Genomic DNA, 19,354 nt, shown 5'->3' on the forward strand with positions numbered 1-19,354 from the left:
GTCTGGGTCCCCCATTTGCCAAAGGGGGCACGGGCCTTGAGCCGGCGACCGCGAGGGGCGCGGCCACGCAGGCGGGTCATTTTGGTGTTGAGGCTCGTCTCGTCGATAAAGACCAGGCGGCCTGGCTGGCGGCGCATCCGGGGCTGACGCTTCTGGATCCAGACACGACGCTTCTCGGCCACGTCAGCGCGTGCGCACTCCGACGCCATCAGCTGTTTTTTTATACGTGAACCCGGCCCGGCACAAAAGGCGCGACAGGGAAGCGGTATGAGCAACAATCCCGCTCGCCTGCTGGAGACGCTCGGCAAGCTCCGGCATGGTTATGTCCGGCGTCTCCTCCACTGCAGCGATGAGGAAGTCCAGATGATCCGACAGCGGCCCTTTGCCCGCCGGCCGCCCCATCTTCGAAGCCTTGACTTGCCCGCTCCGTTCCACTCGTGAAGCCCAGCGGATCGCCGAACTGGCACTCACGGCAAAACGCCGCCCCGCCGCTCGGCGCGACTGCCCTTGGCTAATCGCATCGGTCACTCGAACGCGTAAGTCGTCAGAATGGGCCATGATCCACCTCCTAACACGGTGAATCACGAATCCACCCAAAAGGGAATCCCTCGACTCAAACTTCCCGCACGACGCTCTAGTCGCCGTGAGGCTGCCTCGATTCGGATGGAGCTACGAGCCCCTGAGCGGCGGAAAAATCGATGCAATAATTTCTCCCATCGGATCGATGGTTGCACTGCCCTGTTCGGAACTGATGGCTGAATGGCAGTTGGCGCGAAATGGCAAGACTGATGGTCTGCCTTTGCTCAAAAAGGTCCGAACAAGCTCGTTTGTCGATCAGACTGTGACGGGGTGGACAGCGCTTGAGTTGCCCCGCGGTGCACCTTGTGGAAACGCTCCACGTCGTTACTCCGCGCGGTTTTGAATGGAGAGATATGCTTATGTTTCGCTTGGTTTGGATCGGCCTCGCATTTGCTTCAATCGCATTGACTGATGGAGCATCTGCCCAGGTGCCAGGCAGTGCAACGCCGGTCACAGTCGACAATTTCCTTCGCGCTGAAACCGACCATTACCTTGCGATGAATGCAAAGGTCATAGGTGGGCTGGGCAAGTTTCAGCACTCACGAGAGCCCGCGTCGATCGACAATCAAACGGTCATTCGCATGAACCGGGATACGCTCTATTCGTTTGCGGTGTTTGATCTCGCTGGTGGGCCGGTAACGCTTTCGCTGCCGGACGTGGGCAAGCGCTATATGTCGATGATGGTCGTTGACCAGGACCACTACTTACCGATCGTCGCCTACGGAACGGCGCCGGTGATACTGACCCAGAAATCGGTTGGTACCCGATATGCCTTCGTTGCCGTCCGGACTCTGGTCGATCCCAATGATCCGAAGGATCTCGATGAGGTCCACAAGCTTCAGGATGCGATCAAGGTTAGCCAGAAGGAGACAGGCAGGCTTGACCTTCCCAACTGGGATGAAGCCAGTCTCACCGATATCCGCAATGCGCTGCTCGCCTTGGCAAAACATCAGTCATCTTTCCGCGGCGCCTTTGGATCCCGCGGCAAAGTCGATCCGGTCCAGCACTTGATCGGCACGGCCGCCGGATGGGGCGGTATTCCCGACAGGGATGCCACCTATGTGAGTTTCACTCCCGCCAAAAACGACGGCCAGACCGTGCATATCCTCAAGGTGCCAGCGCATGTGCCCGTGAAGGATTTCTGGTCTGTCAGCGTCTACAACCCAAAGGGCTTCTTCGAGAAAAACGCCTACAACGCCTATTCGATCAACAGCATTACTGCCAAGAAGAGTGCGGACGACTCGGTGACAATCCAGTTCGGCGGCTGTGACGGCAAGGTCCCCAACTGCCTGCCGATTGTCGAGGGGTGGAACTACACCACCCGGCTCTATCGTCCGGAGCAATCCATCGTCAGCGGGACGTGGAAGGTTCCCGAGGCGATCCCCGTGAACTGAGGCTCAAGGGGGAGGCAGGCTAGTTTTGTCGAAGCGGCGATATAAAGCCACGGCAAGGCGAGCCAGGCACTGCTCAAGCTGCCACGTTTTTTGAATTGACGTGCAATGAAGGCGCTGGATCATAGCCATGGCTCGCCTGTTCGGCTCATCGAAGCCGTCATTCGCTGGTCTTCCGTCAGCATGAGCACGCTATTCTTGCGTGCTCATGCTCTTCTGGCGTCGAACGGACGCGCAGGAAGGCGGCTCACCCGGCCGGAATTGCCTTATTGTCCGGACAGTGCAATTGCCTCGGCCGCACAGTCTGCTGTCGGAACAGCGTGCTTGGCCTTCGCCGCTGCCACTTCCGCTTTGGCCGCTTCGAGGTCGGCAAGGAAGGTTGCATTGGTCTGCAACCGCGCGACGGTCGCCGCTCCCATGATACGTCCCGCATCGACATCGCTCTGCCAGTGAGCGTCGCAGATCACGCGGCTCTGCCCGAAGGCGATGCCGCGCTTGAACAATTCGTTGGAACGTTCGGGACTGATCTGCGCGAAGACGAGGGCCCAACCCCATCCGGCCGCCGTATGACCTGATGGATAGGAACCGTCTGTCCGCAATATAGCTTCCTGATCCGCCCTGCATGTCGCCTCGTTGTGAACGACGAAGGGGCGAACGCGGTTATACTTGTTCTTCACGCCGTAGGTCGACAGCCCGAGATCGGACAGCATCTTCCGCATCATCGCATAGAGCCGAGGGGTTTGCTTCTCATCGATCTTGATGCCCATCGCGCAGGAAAAATTGTCGGCTGCCTGCGGGAAAGCGAGATCGGCGTCGGTATAAGCGAGCTTCCAGCGGGCGGTGCCGCGCAGGGAGATCGTCGCTTTGCGCGCCTCTTCGTCCCTGGCCAGTGCTGCCGAATACTTTTCGGGGGGCGGGCCCAGCAGGATCAGGCTGTCCGGCAGGTCGGTTTTCTTCAGATAGCCTGGCGCGATCTTGAAATGCGGATCGGTGATGTTGGGCTGGGCCTCGCCCGATTGCGCCAAGGCCTGCCCGCAGAGCGCGAGCAGCGCAAGTGCGGAAACACCTGCAGCCCGAACCGCATTCCCAGTCATAGACATTTCCATTCCTTTCAACGTCATTGATATAACGGATCGATCGTTCAAAAACGATATGTTGCCGCCACGGCCGGTCCGTGCTGCGTCACGTTGTATGAAAAGCTACCATTGCGACAATCGACATGGAGCGCCCGGTAGCCCGCTTTCAACGTCAAGCTCTCGCTCCAGGCGTAGTTGACGCTGCCCAATGTCTGCCAGGTCAGCCTCGAGCCGATGTCGAAACCGCCGATATCGCCTGCCACCGTCAGGCTCCACGGGCCGCCGAGCTTGATCCCGAGGCGGGCGCCGACGATGGGGTCTGCCCACATCTCCGAGTCGCGATGATCGATGCGAAGATTGGCTAGGCCCGGAAGGATTTCCAGCTTGTTGTTCAGGTTCCAGAACCGCACGCCGCCGCCCATATCCAGTGAAACGGTAGGACCCTCATAGACGCGATAAAGGACGGAGCCCTGGACGGTCGTGGTTTGGGAACGCAGTTTCACCGAGGAAAAGAAGGGCCCTGGCAGCGCGCCCGCAGAGGTGACCTGGGAAAACTGCCCATCGACCAGAAAACCCCAGCGGCCGACACGCATCTCCAGGGAGGCCATCATCGCGCCGTTGAGATCTTTGAGCACATCGCCGAAGCTCAAATTGATGGGGGCGGCAGGAAGCGGCGGGAAGGTTGCACTCTTTCCGTTAATCGCGGTCGCCCAGATATAGCTTGTGATGAAAAAGCTGGGACCCGATGCGACGAGGGGCTGTTGCGGCGAGGGTGGCCGTGAGAAATCGGATGCCCGAACTGGCGTTAGCAAGGATGCCGAAATCATCCCAATAGCGAGATAGCGCACGATTTTCCCTTGGCAATTTTACCGTCGCCGACACGCTGCCGAGAGCAGGGATCGCCGCAGGACGGACGGCATGGCCGACGTTCCGGGAGGCGGATCATCGGCGCAAGCCGACACCCGAGTCGGGCCGATCGTTTCGGTCCGACGGATGGACCTTGTTCAGACCATTTCGGACATTGGCTGATCGCTGGTCTTGCCATTTCGCGCCAATCGCCAAAGCATTTCTTGATTGGAAGCAAGCGACAGGAGTCGATGCATCGAGATGCGTTTTGCTCGAGGAGATGTTCACCGTTCACATAGATAGCGAATCCCACGAAATTCTGTCTAATGGGAAGTATCAACCTACCTTGCGGCGAGATCCGATGGCGAACATCCCTTTGACGCGCTGCCAGTTTCTGCTGCCTTTCACTGGAATTCTTGACGATATTGGTGCGCCGACCAGCTCGCTTCTGGAAAAATTTCGACTGCCATCGTCTCTGGAAGACAAGAGCGATCTCTATATCCCTTTGCTCCCGACGCTGCGTTTCGCGGAAACTGCGCAGAGAAGCCAGGGTATCGAAGATTTCGGCTTTCTAGCCACCCAGCGGATCCGCTATTCCCACATGAGGGGAAAAACCCGAACCTTGATCGCTCAGTCCCCGACGCTGCTCGTGGCGTTGCGGCACGCCTGCAGATGGGCCTCGCGAGAGGATACGGTCCTGAGTATGTGGATCGAGCACGATGACGACCACGTGCGGATTTGCAGCAAGCTCGCCAGGACGAATGGATTCCTGCATCTGGAACACGCGCAATGGATCCAGAATATTTTCGCCATATATATCGTCCGGCAATTCGCGGGGCCCGATTGGATGCCTCCAACGATCGCCTTCGAAGCGCGTTACACACCGGGCCCGGCGACGCAGGCATCCTGGCCAAATGTGCGGTTCCTGTCAGGCCAGCATGCCGCCTGGATCAGCCTGCCGATCTCGTATCTCAGTCTTTCCGGTCGTCCCGCCGAATTCAGTCTTCCACCAGACGATCCCGAGGACGGTCCTTCTGCCTATGATATCGTTGAACTCCTCAAGCTGATGTTGCCGGCCTATCTCGACCAGGGAATTCCGGCCCTTGCTAATGTTGCGGAGATGGCGGGCGTCAGCACGCGTACCTTTCAACGCAAGCTTTCTCATCTCGGTCTTACATATTCAGATATACTCGATACGGTCAGATACGAGAATGCGAGCACGCTCTTGCGTGATACCGATTGCAAGATCATCGATGTTTCATTTTCGTCCGGCTATACGGATCCGGCCCATTTCAGCAGAGCCTTCCGTCGAATTTCCGGCGTAACCCCACGTCAGTTTCGGGAACGGTCGCGGCTAAAATAATCGGGCTTCGGCTTGACTTGGTGGTCCGGTAGCGAGGCCAAGTCTTCCCCGGATTCCGTCAAGAGATCGTCATGTCGCGATAGGTCCAATGATCTGGCCGCATGCTGGCTTGGCGTCAAATAGGCAAGATTATATGGGCAAAAGGCAAGTCGTGGATCTGTGGACTGAGCAGTTCAGCCAATCACCTACATCGTAATCTCGCAGGAAATCGCGATTTCGGATATTATAGCGTGCGAGAGCGTAAGACTTGGTTTCGCTCCCCCCGCAACCAATTCTGTCATAAATCAATTACCGTCTGGGTCTAAATGCCCAGGCGGTTTTTGCGTTTCTGACCATGGCGGCGGAAACTGGACCCTCTGCGAGGCCCCGTCCGCTGTCATCCTCTCGGATGCCACCGGCGAGGCGATGCGGGTTGGCGACACCCACTCACCCCGGTTTGAAAGCCGACGGTGCTTGATGCCGTCTATTCCCCGTTGCGCAGATTTTCGATCCGGATCGGCGACAATCTCACATCTGACATCACTACGCGCGTGCCCTCTCCGGTCGGGGATTGCGCCCCGAGACCGATGCGGACCGGCCTTTGCCGGATGCCTGGTAGGGTGAAGACGCGCAGGAAGTGCCAATACCGTCCGTTTTCGGAGAAGTGGGCAGCGACGATTTTCCCGTCGCAATAAAGGCGAAGCCAGACATGGTCCCCATGATAGCTCGGGCCATCGGCGTCATCCGACGTTCCTCGGGTCACGACGCTGACGATCGTCGGCTTGCGGTTGGCGGAATATTCAAAGGCAACCTTCGCCCAGTTTTCCTCGTCGCATTGGATGAAGAGTGCACCAGCGTCATAGGGCGAGGCAAAGTCGACGGAAATTCTGGCAGAAAGAGAGAAGGCCTCGTGGGCGACCTCTTGTGTCAAGCGGATGACATTCGACAGGCGCGAGCCGTCCGACGGGTTGAAGAACCAATCCGTTTTGCCATCGGCAATAAGCTCGACAGTATCGTGACTGATCTCGGTGCGGCCATGCTGGCTGCCTTCCAGAAGCAGTGTCTCGAGCTTCATGTGTTTGTTCCTTCATTCTTCATCTGAGAACTGTCTGGTTGATCCAGAATCAGCCGGTCCATCAGGATTTTCAGGTCCCGAGCGACGGCATAGCTGTTGTCCTGATGCTGGCGCCTGCAGAAGAGCTCGCAGCTCCACCAGCCCGTGTATCCGGTGGCCTTAACTGCATCGACCCAGCTTTTTAGATCGAGAGTGCCGCTTCCTGTGGGGACATCGCGCAAAGCGGCTTCATTCGGGATGCCGCCCAGATAGGGCAGGGAATCGCATAGATGCACGCCGTAGATGAGATTCTTGTCCAGCCGGGCGATCCGATCAGGGGTGTCGCCTGCGGTATAGGCATGCCAGAAATCGACGACCAGGCGAACGTTGTCACGCCCGCATCTGTCGATGACGCGCAACTGCGCATCCATGCTGTTCAGCGGGGTCCAGGATAGAGCCTCGAGATAGACGATGAGCCCATGGTCTGCGGCAATATCGGCGACAGCACCGAGGTTCGCGGCGGTCAGGGTCGTCTGTTCCTCTTCGGGCAAGTCGATGAGACCCCGGTAGAGCTGCGGATAGCACCTGGCCGCTCCAGGCTCGAAAGCGCGTAGATCCAGAGGACCGGTAATCGCCTCGATCCCTCTCGCTCCCGCAGAGACCGCCAATTGACAGAGTTCTTCTGCCTCGTGCAGCATGTCGCCCCGACGCTTGCCCTGTCGTTCCAGATCGATCAGGAAGCCGATGCCGGGCACGCAGAGATCCGCGAGACGGTCGCGCAGATCGGTTTTGCTGAAGCCGGCGTCGAGAAAGGCGGCAATCTTGGCTCCGGAGCTTTCGAGGCCATCGAAGCCGAGGCTGCGTGCGATATCGATGTCGATGGCCAGCGTATTCCACCGCGAAGCCATCGAATGAAAGATCAACTGATTGGGTTTGGTTTCCATGTCTTGGAGGTCTCGGCTGTTGCAGGTGTGGGGGACGCCTTCACATGGTGATGGTGCGGCGTTTTCTGTCCGACGCCGCAAGCGCTTCGACCGTTCGCAGGGCCATGATGCAATCCTCGCCGCGGCATAACCAGGGCGTGGGCTTGTGGATCGATGCGACAAAGCCTTCGACGGTGGTGCAATGGGCGTCCCGGTCTCTAACGGGGATCAGCTCGTTGCGTGCACCAAGGCGCCGCACCAGCGTGCCCGATGCTTTGCCGTTAAGGGTGCCGTGGGCGATCAACGCGCCCTGATCGCCGGCGAGCATGACCATGCTGTCGAACTCGGCCGTGGTGACGCTCTCATAAGCCTGGAAAACGACATCACCGGCTAGGCGCATCGCATAGGCCATCTGCTGCCGGCGGCCGTCGCCGGGCGTTGTCGGCAAGGCGGAAACCTCGATTGGGTCCCGGCCCGTCAGGAAGCGGGCGAGATCGACGTCCTGCACGGACATGTCGAGAAGCAGGTCGGCGGGTTCTTCCAATGCCTCGCTTCTGCGGTTCGGCGACTGAACCGATGCGCCGCGTATGATCAGGAGGGAGCGCAAAGTACCGATCTCGCCCTCGATCACCAGTCTGCTCATGGTCTGATGGATGGTGGAGGCGCGTAGCGGCTGGTTCACGGCGAGGACCACGCTCGAATGCTCGCAGCGCTCGACGAGGGCCTGAGCAACGCGGCTCGTATCGGCAAGCGGGCCGTCGCACAGAACATGCTTGCCGGCTGCCGCCGCGGCCGAAACATAATGTCCTCGTCGGCTGCGGGCCGCGCTGACATAGACGAAGCTCACTGCGGGATCGCTTAGCGCCTGCTGTGCCTCGGTCGACGTTCTCGGAATGCCCATGTCTTCCGAGAAGGACTTGGCATAATCGCTGTTCCGGCTGACGACCCACAATGGTTCATGGCCAATCGAGCGGATTGCCCAAATCATATGTTCGGTAGCGATCGTGCCGGTTCCCATCACCGACCAGCCCGCTGTTTGCATCAAAATCACAGCCAGAACCTCTTGCAGCCCTCGGTCAGACGAGAGTGGTGAGGTTCAGGCCCGGCCGCAATTTCGCAGGCCGTTGAAGACATTCTCACTATGACGTAGAATTTGCGTCACGTCGCGTCAGATTGGGAGGGTGAGTGGTGGAACATCTGGGGAGGGATGGCAGCGCTCTTGCAGCCAATCTGAGGACGCTATGCGACCGGCATGGGTCCGTCGCAGCCGTCTGCCGAAAGATCAACGTCAACCGGCAGCAATTCAATAAATATTTGTCGGGTGCGCATGTTCCTTCCGCTACCAACTTGCGCATCATCGCCAATTATTTTGGCCTGAGCGTAACGATCCTTTTCACGGATCCGGATGAATTCCGCACGCTCGTCGATGGAAACTTTTTCCATGCCATGGCCACGGCCCGCCAGCTGCCGGAGTTCTCCCGCTTCGTCTCCAGCATGATCGTCGAAAATAAAGCCGATCATAATGATATTGTCGGTGTTTATGATCGCTATCAGTTTTCTTCGATCTATAAGGGTTTCGTCCTGAAATCTGCCTTCTGCATCTACAGAAACAAGGAGTTTCTCCAACATTATTATGTGGAGAGGTTTCCGAGCTTCGACGATCCGTCCAAGATCGAATATGTCTTCAAATATTACGGTTTCTGCTTCCCCGTCGCCGACCGCCTGTTCACCGCCGATTTCGAAGGCATTCAGTCGAACGAAATGACGTTCGGCGTCTACGCCCAGGTGAAACGCAACTCGAAGAAGTTCATGTTCGGCATTGCGAGCGGCGTTGCGGCGAATGTCTTTCGCCAGCCTTATTCAACCAAGGTTGCCCTGCATTATCGCGGGCCGGGCCTGCTGCGCCGCGAGCATCTGAAGGCTCTCACCGTCATGGATCGCAATGATCCGGCAATTCCACGCGAAGCCCTTCAATATCTCGGCGACGGATCGGACATGATCCAGATGAGCTGAAACAGTCTCTCGCCCTCAGGGATGGAGCTCGATGGCGAGCCACACGCTGTCGGTCTCGGCGTAATAGCGATGCCAGGGATAGGTCCATTGATCGGGGCCGGTGACGCGGCAGAACGGATCGTGCGAATAGCCGATCGGCATCACGACGTCCTCGTAGATCGTCGACGGATCACGCTCCTTGAATTTCTGCATACGGCCGATGCCGTGGATCTGCGTATGGGTCTCGAGAAAGGGATGCTCGTTGTGGATGAAGCAGTCGGTCTCGCCCGGTGACCACCATAGGTTCAGTTTCAAGGTGAAATCCCGTGTGGCCTGGGCGGTCGCCAGCTCGTTGGTGAAGACGCGGGGATCGACGGTTACCCGGCCGACCTCGTCCTGTGCCGAGATGAAGAGCGGCGTATCGCGCGGAAAACCGCGAATGCGGTTGCCGAGCCAATCCCAACCACGGAACATGCAACCGCCCAGATTTGTCGGCCTGACCACCTTGATGAGAACGGCGCGGTCGGCCGACCGGATGCGGCCGCCCTTGAGCCAGGTCGATTTCCAGGCCGGCACGATGGCGGGGTGATCGTCCCCCGTCACCATGGCAGAAGGGCTGATATTGACGACGACGGCGTCCGAGACTTCGTAATCGGCCACATTCTCCACCAGCTTGGCGATGATGAAATCATCGGCAAAGGCCAGGTCTCTCGTCTGGTTCTGCATGGCGCAGCCTCTCCTCGTGCATGATGTCTTGCCTTACAGAAAGCCACACCTCGCGCGTGCGCAAAATTGCGCGCATCGATTTTACCTGACGCATTGTGAAGCAGGAAGAGATGCTCATTGCGAAGAACCGAGCAAGGGGCGTTGTGCTTTTCCGTCGAGCGGCGGTTGTCGGCGCTTGGGGGGCGGGCGGGATGAGAAAGTCGCCATCACCAAGAGATATCGACGCAAATTGACCCTCAGCACGCGTCATGGTGCGTCAGTGATTCATCTCCTGCGAACTTGTAAGCAGTGCTGCTCCGCCGAAGAATAGGCCATCGTTGAGGGGCAGGGTGCTTGCACGACACCCCTCGGCTCAAATCACAACGAGCAGCAGGGGACGGTCCAATGAAGCTGACAGGCGGTCAGGTCGTTGCAAGGGCGCTGAAGGAGTACGGCGTAAGCTATGTGGCCGGCGTGCCAGGCCACGGTATCTGGTCCTTGTTCGACGCCTTTCTGGAGGAGGGTTCGCAGCTTCCCTTCATCCAGGTCATGCATGAGCAGAGTGCCGTCCACATGGCCGACGGTTATTTCCGGGCCAGCGGTCGCCCGATGGCGTGCTCGACCTCGGTCGGCCCAGGTGCCGCCAACACCATCATCGGCCTGGCGACGGCCTATTGCGACTCCACCTCCCTGTTCTACGTCTCCGGTTCGCCGCAGAGCTATATGCATGGTCATGGCACCATGCAGGAATTGGAGCGCCAGCAGGACAATGCCTTTCCCCGCATCACCGAGCAGGTCACCAAGCGCGCCTGGCAGGCCCATTCGGTTCAGGCGTTGCCCAGCATCATGCACCGTGCCTTCAATGCCATGCTGACCGGCCGTCCCGGTCCCGTCCATGTCGAAGTGCCGATGGACGTGCAGGTCGAAGCAGCCGAGGTGACCATTCATCCCTTGGACAAGCGCCTGCCGATCGGCATCGCCTATCCCGATCCCAAAGCGATCGAGGCCGCCGTCAAGCTGCTGCTGACCGCCGAGCGGCCGGTGATCGTCGCTGGCGGCGGCGCCATTACCGCCAACGCTTCGGCCGAATTGACGCGCCTGGCCGAAAAGCTCGGCGCGGCGGTCTCCATCACCTGGAACGGCAAGGGCGCCATTTCGGAAGACCATGCCTTGTTCATCGGTGCCGTTGGCCAGACCGGCACGACCTGCGGCAATTCGATCACGGCCTCCGCCGACGTCGTCGTCTCCGTCGGCTGCCGCTTCACCGACTGGTCGGCCTCCTCCTATGCCAGGGGCGTATCCTTCTCCATCCCATCGGCAAAGCTGATCCATATCGATCTCGATCCGCGCGAAATCGGCAAGAATTACGAGACGGAAGTCGGTATCGTCGCCGATGCCAGGGTCACGCTTGAGGCGATCCTTTCGCTGGTCTCCGAGGCCGAGTCGTCTAGGATGCTGGCGCGCCGCGAAACATTCCTGGCCGATGTGCAGAAGGCCAAGGCCGACTGGGAGGCGCAGGTTGCTCCGCGCATCAACAGCCGCGAAACCCCCTTTACCTCCCAGCGTCCGCTGGCCGCCTTGCGCAAGGTTCTCGATCGCAACGGCATCGTCGTGGTCGGTTCGGGTAATACGCAGGGCTCGGTCAAGCAGAGCTTCCCGGTCTATGAACCGCGCACGCATCTGACATCCGGATCGTATTCGCCGATGGGTTGGGCGGTACCGGCCGCACTCGGCGCCAAGCTCGCCTGTCCTGACCGCCAGGTCGTGGCGATCGTCGGCGATGGCGACTTCATGATGTCCCTGCCGGAAATGGGGACGGCGGTGATGAACGGTATCAACACCGTCTTCCTCGTGCTCAACAACAGCGGCTACATGTCGATCCGCGGCGGACAACGTAAATTCATGGGCCGCCATGTCGCCTCTGAATTCAATCACCATTCCGGCAACGGCGAGCCCTATTCCGCGGATATCGCCGCCTCGGCCCGCGCTTTCGGCCTGCAGGCCTGGAAGGTCGAGAAGGATGAAGATCTGGAAAGCAGCCTGAAGGCGGCGCTGGAGTGCGGCGGACCGGCCCTGGTCGAGGTCATCGTGTCGCGCGATGCGGCTGGGCCCTTTGCCACGGGCTGGTGGGATTTACCCTCGCCGGCCTATTACGAGAAGGAACAGGCCGCCTATGCCGAGATGCGTGCCCGTGAACAGCACCTCTAGATGACCTGAGGGGGGCGCAGCACCCCCCGATTCCATCCTCTCTCATCCCTTTGCAGTGCGGAACGCCTCGTTTCCGCAAACCAAGGTTCATTGCCATGATACGGCACATCAAGACGGCGCAAGCCACCGTCGCCGGAGAGACCGACGACGGCATCACCAAGGCCGTGCAGGCACTGCTTGCCCAGGTGGAAGTCGGCGGCGACAGGGCCGTCCGCGACCTTTCCATCCGGTTCGACAAGTTCGATCGCGCCTCCTACCGCCTCACCCGGGCGGAAATCGACAGCTGCATCAATGCGCTGACCCGGCGCGAACGCGAAGACCTCGACTTCGCGCAGGACCAGATCCGCACCTTTGCGCAGGCCCAGAAAGATGCCTTGAAAGACCTGGAAGTCGAGACGCTTCCGGGAGTCATTCTCGGCCATCGCAACATACCGATCCAGAATGTCGGCTGTTATGTCCCGGGGGGCAAATATCCCCTGCTGGCATCGGCGCATATGACGGTGCTGACCGCGCGCGTTGCCGGTTGCGGGCGGATCGTCACGTGCGCCCCTCCGTTCCAGGGCAGGATCTCCGCCAAGATCGTAGCGGCGCAGGCGCTGGCTGGCGCGGACGAAATCTACTGCCTCGGCGGCGTTCAGGCCATTGCGGCGATGGCCTATGGTACCGAGACAATTGAACCGGTCGACATGCTCGCCGGACCGGGCAATGCCTATGTCGCCGAGGCCAAGCGCCTGTTGTTCGGCAAAGTCGGGATCGACCTCTTCGCCGGTCCCACCGAGACCTTGGTCATCGCCGATGACAGCGTCGACGGCGAACTGGTGGCGACCGATCTCCTGGGCCAGGCCGAGCACGGCGTCAACTCGCCGGCCGTTCTGATCACCAATTCCGAAAAACTGGCGTGGGATACGCTGGCCGAGATCGACCGCCTGCTGAAGATCCTGCCGACGGCGGCAATTGCCGCCAAGGCTTGGGACGATTTCGGCGAGATCATCTTGTGCGACACGCTCGAGGAAATGGTCGCCCAGGCCGACTTCGTGGCGTCCGAACATGTCCAGGTCATGACCCGCGACTCCGACTACTTCCTGAACAATATGAAGAATTATGGTGCGCTGTTCCTCGGCGCCCGAACCAACGTTGCCTTCGGAGACAAGGTCATCGGCACCAATCACACGCTGCCGACCAACAAGGCCGCTCGCTATACAGGCGGCCTATGGGTTGGCAAGTTCCTGAAGACTTGCACCTATCAACGCATCGAAACCGATGAGGCGTCCGCTCTGATCGGCGCCTATGGCTCACGGCTCTGCCTGATGGAAGGTTTTGCCGGCCATGCCGAGCAGGCCAACATCCGTGTCCGCCGCTATGGCGGGCGCAACGTGCCTTACGCGGCCGCGGTCGAGCCGGCCGACATCTAGCCGAAGGCGGATCCGACAGACGCAGAAGCCAGCGGATCTGCCGACTTGTCTCGACTTTAAAAATGAAAAGGGGAACTGACATGAAATGGACCACGCTTCTCGCTGCTTCGATTCTGCTCATGCCGGCCGCCGCCATGGCGCAGAGCAAGGGCACCGTCGAGGGCATTCATCATTGGGTGTCCGAGAGCGAGGTGAAGGCCCTCAAGGTCATCACCGACAAGCTCGCCTCCAAGGGATATCAGTGGCAGGACAGTGCTGTGGGAGGTCTGTCCGGGGCCAATGCCCTGCAGGCGCTTCGTACGCGCCTGGCCGCAGGCAATCCGCCGGCGACCATGCAGTTTCTCGGATATGAGGGGCTCGATTGGGCCAAGGAGGGCGTGCTTCGCTCGCTCAACGACCTCTATGCCAAGAATGGCTGGGACAAGGCGCTTGCCCCTCAATTGCTGGCCTTCGTGAAGAGCGGAGACGATTATATTTCGCTGCCGATCAATATGCATCGCCAGAACTGGGTCTGGGCGAACAAGGCCGTCTTCGACAAGGCCGGCATCTCCGAACCCAAGAGCTGGGACGAACTGATCGGTTCGGCGGACAAACTCAAGAAAGCGGGCGTGATACCGCTCGCCATCGGCGATGAGCCTTGGCAAATTCTCGAGGTGTTCGAAGCCATCCTTGTCGATGTCAACGGCCCCGATTTCTATAAGAAGGCCGTTATCGATCTCGATGAGGGCGCTCTCTCCAGCGATAAGATGCTCGACGCCTTCGATAAGCTGCGCAAGGTTCGTGGGCTCGTCGATGACGGCTTTACCGGTCGGGACTGGGCCGTCGCTACCGGTATGGTCGCCAGCGGCAAGGCCGCGATGCAGGTCATGGGCGATTGGGCCAAGGGCGAGTTTCTGGCCAAGGGTATGAAGCCCGGCGTCGATTTCCTTTGCTTTCCGACACCGACCGCCACCCCAAACTACAAGTTCGTCATCGACGCGTTCGGTCTCTTCAAGATGAACGACGCCAAGACAACCGAAGGGCAGGACGCTTGGGCAGAGTCCATCATGGATCCCGAAGTTCAAAAGAACTTTAACAAAATCAAAGGTTCCATCCCGGCACGGTCTGATGTGTCGGTTGATGACTTCGATGCTTGCGCCCAGCGCAGCTTCGCCGATCGCAAAGCCTCCGTCGAGAACGGCACCATGCTTGGCGGCCTGACCGAAGGATTTGCCGCGCAGCCTCAATTCACTGGTGTTTTCAGTGATGTCGTCAGCAAGTTCTTCGTCTCCGACATGTCCTCGAAGGATGCCGTGCAGGCGATCGTATCCGGGATCAACAACGCGCGCTAACTCTAATCAATCCGCCGACAGGGGGCCTGTTGGCGGATGTCAGATTGGAGCATTCGCGGGAACAGTGGGAGCGCGGACTTATGCGCAGCACGATTTCGTTGAAAGACCGATTGACTCTATGGCTGCCCAGGTTGGTACTTTCTCCCAGCTTGGTCGTCGTTTTCGTCGGGGTTTACCTCTTTATTGTGTGGACGGGGTGGATCTCTCTCTCCTCGTCCCAGATGGTCCCCCGATATGACTTTGTCGGCCTGGAGCAATATCTGCGCCTTTGGTCTACCCCGCGTTGGGAAACCGCAGTCGCCAATCTGTTCATCTTCACCGTCTTGTTCCTGGCCATCACGATCGCTATCGGTCTGCTGATCGCCATCCTGCTCGATCAGAGTATCCGCGCCGAAGGGGTCTTGCGCGCCGTCTATCTCTATCCGATGGCACTGTCCTTCATCGTGACGGGGACGGCTTGGAAATGGATCCTCAATCCGGATCTGGGCATTCAGAAGGTCGTCAACGGGTTGGGTTGGACCAGCTTTGTCTTCGACTGGATCACGCGGCCCGAATACGCAATCTACTGCGTAGTTATCGCCGCTGTCTGGCAGTCGACCGGCTTTGCGATGGCGATCTTCCTCGCCGGCCTTCGCGGCATCGACAATTCGATCATCAAGGCCGCACAGATCGAAGGCGCAAGCCTGCCGCGTATCTATGTGAGCATCATCATTCCGATGCTGCGGCCGGCCTTTCTGAGCGTGATCGTTCTGCTCAGCTACATCTCGATCAAGAGCTTCGACCTCGTGCTGGCCCTGACCAATGGCGGACCTGGAAGCGCGACGGAAATGCCGTCGACCTTCATGTTCTCGGCCACGTTTCGCCGCAACCAGATGGGCGTGGGCGCCGCCAGTGCCATGATGATGCTGATGACGGTCGCCGCCATCATCGTCCCTTACCTCTATTCGGAATTAAGGGAGAACCGCAATGAGCACTGAGGTTGCGGCAATGAGCACTGAAGCTGCATCGGCGCGCCGCTCTTACAGGCTTGGACGGCTGTTCATCTACGGATCCCTGCTGGCACTCGCGGCCTTTTATCTGATGCCGCTGTGGGTCATGATCGTGACATCATTGAAGTCGCTGGACGAAATCTATGCCGGCTCCTTCATCGGTCCACCGCAGGTGCTGACCTTCGAGGCCTGGCAGAAGGCTTGGGGTCAGGCATGTATAGGCACAGCCTGCAACGGGCTACGCCCCTATTTCGTAAACTCATTGCTGATGGTGATCCCGGCGGTGGTCCTTTCGACGGGCATCGGGGCCATCAACGGCTATATCCTGACCAAATGGCGCTTTCGAGGATCGAATTTCGTCTTCGGCATGTTGCTGTTCGGCTGCTTCCTGCCGTTCCAGGCTGTCATCCTCCCCATGGCGCAGGTGCTCGGCAAATTGGGGTTGTCGGGCAGCATTCCAGGATTGGTTCTGGTCCATACCGTCTATGGCATCAGCTTCACGACCCTGTTCTTCCGGAATTATTTCATCACCATCCCGGATGAACTGACGCGAGCGGCGCAGATCGACGGCGCTGGCTTCTTCCGCATCTTCTTTTCAGTGATGCTGCCGACGGCGCTTCCCATCATGGTGGTGTCCTGTATCTGGCAGTTCACCCAGATCTGGAACGATTTCCTGTTCGGCGTGTCCTTCACCGCTGGGCAATCCTCCCCCATCACGGTGGCACTCAACAACATCGTCAACGTGACCATGGGGCGCAAGCAATACAATGTCGACATGGCCGCCGCCATGATCGCCGCCCTGCCAACCCTGATCGTCTATGTCGTCGCCGGACGCTTTTTCGTCCGCGGCTTGACAGCCGGTGCCGTGAAAGGCTGAGCCCATGTCCACGCTTGAAATCGACCGTGTCCGCAAGTCCTACAGCAACCTCGCCGTCCTGAAGGAGGTCTCGATCTCCATCGACACCGGAGACTTTCTTGTGCTGCTCGGTCCGTCCGGCTGCGGCAAGTCCACGCTCCTGAACATGATCGCGGGGCTCGAGACCATCACGGGCGGCGAGATCCGGATCGCGGGGAAGGTCGTCAACGACCTCTCCCCTAAAGATCGCGACATCGCCATGGTGTTCCAGTCCTACGCGCTCTATCCGACGATGTCGGTGCGGCAGAACATCGAGTTCGGCATGAAGATCCGCGGCGTGGCGCCGGCCGAGCGCGAGACCGCGGTCAAGGCTGCGGCCGATATGCTGCAGATCACCCATCTCCTCGAGCGCAAGCCCTCGCAACTTTCCGGCGGCCAGCGCCAGCGCGTCGCCATGGGACGGGCCATCGTCCGCCAGCCCAAGCTGTTCTTATTCGACGAGCCGCTGTCCAATCTCGATGCCAAGCTGCGCGTCGACATGCGCACGGAGATCAAGCGCCTCCACGCGCGGCTCGGCACGACGATCGTCTATGTCACCCACGACCAGATCGAGGCCATGACCCTGGCGACCCGCGTGGCAGTCATGAAGGATGGGGTGGTGCAGCATCTCGACGAACCGCAGGCGGTCTATGACCGTCCGGCCAATGTCTATGTGGCGCGCTTCGTCGGGTCACCCGCCATGAACATCATTCCAGCCGTGCTCGAGATCCAGGGGGCGACTGCGAACGTCGTCTTCGAGATTGCCAACCGGCCGGCTGCCCGCATCTCGGGTATTGCCATCTCGGAAGAGGCGGCCCGGAAATATGGCGGCCGAAGAGTCCTTGTCGGCATCCGCCCGGAGAACTTTGTCGCTGCCGACGAGGCACGTGCGAACCTTGTGATCGATGTCGACGTCGTGGAACCAACCGGACCGGACACGCTGGTGGTGTTCCAGCTCGGCGGCGCCGAGGTCACCGCCCGCCTGCCACCGAAGCAGGCGTTCCCCGGACGCGAAGCCCATCTCAGCGTCGATACCTCACGCGTCGTCCTCTTCGACGCCGATACTGAAACCCGCATCGACTGAGGCCGGCTTTCATGACAATTGCGGCAGATATCGTCATCGTTGGTTCGGGCATCGGAGGGGCATCGCTGGCTCACAGCCTCGCGCCCTCCGGCCTCCGTATCGTCATTCTCGAAAGAGGGGGCTATCTCAAGGACGCGCCGCAGGCGCGCGACGACATCGCGATTTTCCAGCAGGGTTACTATCGCTCATCGGAGGAATGGCTGGGTACGGATGGTCAGAGCTTCCTGCCAGGCAATTATTACTATGTCGGCGGCAATTCGAAGTTCTTCGGCGCGGTGATGTATCGCTATCGCCGCCAGGACTTCGCGCCGCGAGCGCATATGGGTGGCGCTTCGCCGGGCTGGCCCATCGCCTACGAAGACCTGGCGCCGTGGTATGACCGGGCCGAAGCGCTCTTCCGGGTGCGAGGCTCCGCCGAGCAGGATCCGACGGAGCCTCGGCATGCGCATGCCTATGGCTATCCACCGGTTCCAGACGAGCCGGCGATCGCAGCCATTCGCCGGCGGCTGGAAGGCGCAGGTGTGCATCCTTCTGCGCTTCCTCTTGCGATCGATCTCGATGCCTGGCTGGAGCGGGCGCGGACGGGCTGGGATGCCTTTCCCAATACCGGGCTGGGCAAGATCGACGCCGAGGTAGGCCCTCTGGCGAGCGCGCTAGCCCATCCCAGTGTCAGCCTGGTGACGGGCGCCAACGTCTCGCGCCTGGAGACGGACGAAAGCGGTCGCAAGGTCGTGGCTGCGGTCTATGTGAAGGATGGCGTCGAGCAGCGCCTTTCGGCCGGATCGTTCGCCATTGCTGCCGGCGCCGTGCAATCGGCGGCGCTGCTGTTACGTTCTGCCAACCAGGCGCATCCGAACGGGCTTGCCAATGGCTCGGACCAGCTCGGGCGCAACTTCATGAACCACAATACCACGGCGATGCTCGCCATCGATCCGTTCAAGCCGAATGACTGCGTCTATCAGAAGACCATCGCCTTCAATGATTTCTACAACGAGGACAATGAGTACGGTTTCCCGCTCGGCAACGTCCAGCTGCTCGGTCGCATCACCGGCAATATTCTGAAGGCCAATTTCCCGGGGCCGGCGCCGGGTTGGTTCACCAAGCTCCTCGCGCGTTATGCCTATGGCTGGTTCCTGACGAGCGAGGATCTTCCCAATCCCGAAAGCCGCGTCACGGTGCGTGACGGACGCATTGTCATGCATTGGGTGCGTTCGAACATGCCCGCTCACGAGGCACTGATCGCCAAGACGCGGGCGGTGATGCGCAAGGCGGGATTTCCGATCGTTCTCAGCCACACATTCGGCCGTAGGACGACGTCTCACCAATGCGGCACGGCGCGTCTCGGCGACGATCCTCGCACCTCCGTCGTCGATCCGGATTGCCGCAGCCATGATGTAGATAATCTTTACATTACAGATGCTTCCGTCCTGCCGACTTCGGCTGCCGTCAACCCTGCCTTGACCATTGCCGCACTGGCGCTCAAGGCGGGGGCATCCATTCTCGACAGACGCGATGGGATGGCTTGAC

Annotated in this window: 17 protein-coding genes; 10 read left to right on the plus strand and 7 right to left on the minus strand. The window is 59.8% G+C overall.

What is annotated here, in order from left to right; translation table 11 throughout:
• Window positions 1–183: 183 nt before the first annotated feature.
• Window positions 184–558, minus strand: coding sequence for an IS630 transposase-related protein (locus ACTJKX_RS32425; protein ID WP_440726361.1), 375 nt, complete (start codon window positions 556–558; stop codon window positions 184–186).
• A 380-nt stretch (window positions 559–938) separates the two neighbouring features.
• On the opposite strand from ACTJKX_RS32425, the gene ACTJKX_RS32430 reads away from it, so the two are divergent.
• On the plus strand, window positions 939–1,973 hold the full coding sequence (locus ACTJKX_RS32430; RefSeq protein WP_440727764.1) for a DUF1254 domain-containing protein: 1,035 nt from the start codon (window positions 939–941) through the stop codon (window positions 1,971–1,973).
• 263 nt (window positions 1,974–2,236) lie between these two features.
• Here the strand turns inward: ACTJKX_RS32430 and ACTJKX_RS32435 are convergent, their stop codons facing one another.
• Both ACTJKX_RS32435 and ACTJKX_RS32440 read right to left on the minus strand, forming a co-directional pair.
• Window positions 2,237–3,070 carry an acid phosphatase gene (locus ACTJKX_RS32435; protein ID WP_440727765.1) on the minus strand — a complete coding sequence of 278 codons (834 nt, stop codon included), beginning with the start codon at window positions 3,068–3,070 and terminating at the stop codon, window positions 2,237–2,239.
• 41 nt (window positions 3,071–3,111) lie between these two features.
• Window positions 3,112–3,894, minus strand: coding sequence for a hypothetical protein (locus ACTJKX_RS32440; protein ID WP_440727766.1), 783 nt, complete (start codon window positions 3,892–3,894; stop codon window positions 3,112–3,114).
• A gap of 359 nt (window positions 3,895–4,253) precedes the next feature.
• Here ACTJKX_RS32440 and ACTJKX_RS32445 point away from each other — a divergent pair, with 359 nt between their 5' ends.
• Window positions 4,254–5,255 (plus strand): helix-turn-helix domain-containing protein, encoded by a 1,002-nt coding sequence (locus tag ACTJKX_RS32445; protein WP_440727767.1) that lies wholly within the window; start codon window positions 4,254–4,256, stop codon window positions 5,253–5,255.
• Window positions 5,256–5,718: 463 nt separating this feature from the next.
• Here ACTJKX_RS32445 and ACTJKX_RS32450 read toward each other — a convergent pair whose 3' ends face one another.
• From ACTJKX_RS32450 to ACTJKX_RS32460, 3 genes are read right to left on the minus strand one after another with little or no spacing between them, the layout of a single operon-like run.
• A complete protein-coding gene (locus ACTJKX_RS32450) occupies window positions 5,719–6,309 on the minus strand; it encodes a DUF1349 domain-containing protein (protein ID WP_440727768.1) in 591 nt (196 codons plus the stop codon).
• Window positions 6,306–7,232, minus strand: a complete 927-nt coding sequence (locus tag ACTJKX_RS32455; RefSeq protein ID WP_440727769.1) for a sugar phosphate isomerase/epimerase family protein — start codon at window positions 7,230–7,232, stop codon at window positions 6,306–6,308. Before ACTJKX_RS32455 ends, ACTJKX_RS32450 begins: the two co-directional genes overlap by 4 nt.
• Before the next feature lie 40 nt (window positions 7,233–7,272).
• Window positions 7,273–8,253: a Gfo/Idh/MocA family protein gene (locus ACTJKX_RS32460; RefSeq protein ID WP_440727770.1), complete on the minus strand. Its 981-nt coding sequence runs from the start codon at window positions 8,251–8,253 to the stop codon at window positions 7,273–7,275.
• A 143-nt stretch (window positions 8,254–8,396) separates the two neighbouring features.
• Between ACTJKX_RS32460 and ACTJKX_RS32465 the strand changes: the two genes are divergently transcribed.
• The gene (locus ACTJKX_RS32465; RefSeq protein WP_440727771.1) at window positions 8,397–9,224 is read left to right on the plus strand and encodes a helix-turn-helix domain-containing protein; all 828 of its coding nucleotides are present in this window, start codon (window positions 8,397–8,399) and stop codon (window positions 9,222–9,224) included.
• A 15-nt stretch (window positions 9,225–9,239) separates the two neighbouring features.
• Here ACTJKX_RS32465 and ACTJKX_RS32470 read toward each other — a convergent pair whose 3' ends face one another.
• Window positions 9,240–9,929: a hypothetical protein gene (locus ACTJKX_RS32470; RefSeq protein ID WP_440727772.1), complete on the minus strand. Its 690-nt coding sequence runs from the start codon at window positions 9,927–9,929 to the stop codon at window positions 9,240–9,242.
• Between the two features lie 384 nt (window positions 9,930–10,313).
• Between ACTJKX_RS32470 and ACTJKX_RS32475 the strand changes: the two genes are divergently transcribed.
• From ACTJKX_RS32475 to ACTJKX_RS32505, 7 genes are all read left to right on the plus strand, one after another.
• Window positions 10,314–12,116, plus strand: a complete 1,803-nt coding sequence (locus ACTJKX_RS32475) for a thiamine pyrophosphate-binding protein (protein ID WP_440727773.1) — start codon at window positions 10,314–10,316, stop codon at window positions 12,114–12,116.
• Window positions 12,117–12,211: 95 nt separating this feature from the next.
• A complete protein-coding gene (gene hisD / locus ACTJKX_RS32480; RefSeq protein WP_440727774.1) occupies window positions 12,212–13,528 on the plus strand; it encodes a histidinol dehydrogenase in 1,317 nt (438 codons plus the stop codon).
• 119 nt (window positions 13,529–13,647) lie between these two features.
• Window positions 13,648–14,859, plus strand: a complete 1,212-nt coding sequence (locus ACTJKX_RS32485) for an ABC transporter substrate-binding protein (RefSeq protein WP_440727775.1) — start codon at window positions 13,648–13,650, stop codon at window positions 14,857–14,859.
• An 80-nt stretch (window positions 14,860–14,939) separates the two neighbouring features.
• Window positions 14,940–15,836 (plus strand): carbohydrate ABC transporter permease, encoded by an 897-nt coding sequence (locus ACTJKX_RS32490; RefSeq protein ID WP_440727776.1) that lies wholly within the window; start codon window positions 14,940–14,942, stop codon window positions 15,834–15,836.
• 10 nt (window positions 15,837–15,846) lie between these two features.
• Entirely contained in the window at window positions 15,847–16,725 is an 879-nt protein-coding gene (locus ACTJKX_RS32495) for a carbohydrate ABC transporter permease (RefSeq protein ID WP_440727803.1), read from the plus strand.
• Between the two features lie 4 nt (window positions 16,726–16,729).
• Window positions 16,730–17,827 carry an ABC transporter ATP-binding protein gene (locus ACTJKX_RS32500; RefSeq protein WP_440727777.1) on the plus strand — a complete coding sequence of 366 codons (1,098 nt, stop codon included), beginning with the start codon at window positions 16,730–16,732 and terminating at the stop codon, window positions 17,825–17,827.
• An 11-nt stretch (window positions 17,828–17,838) separates the two neighbouring features.
• Window positions 17,839–19,353 carry a GMC oxidoreductase gene (locus ACTJKX_RS32505; protein ID WP_440727778.1) on the plus strand — a complete coding sequence of 505 codons (1,515 nt, stop codon included), beginning with the start codon at window positions 17,839–17,841 and terminating at the stop codon, window positions 19,351–19,353.
• The last annotated feature ends 1 nt before the right edge of the window (window position 19,354 follow it).

This window comes from Labrys sp. 22185 (genome assembly GCF_052045555.1).
Lineage (GTDB): Bacteria > Pseudomonadota > Alphaproteobacteria > Rhizobiales > Labraceae > Labrys > Labrys neptuniae.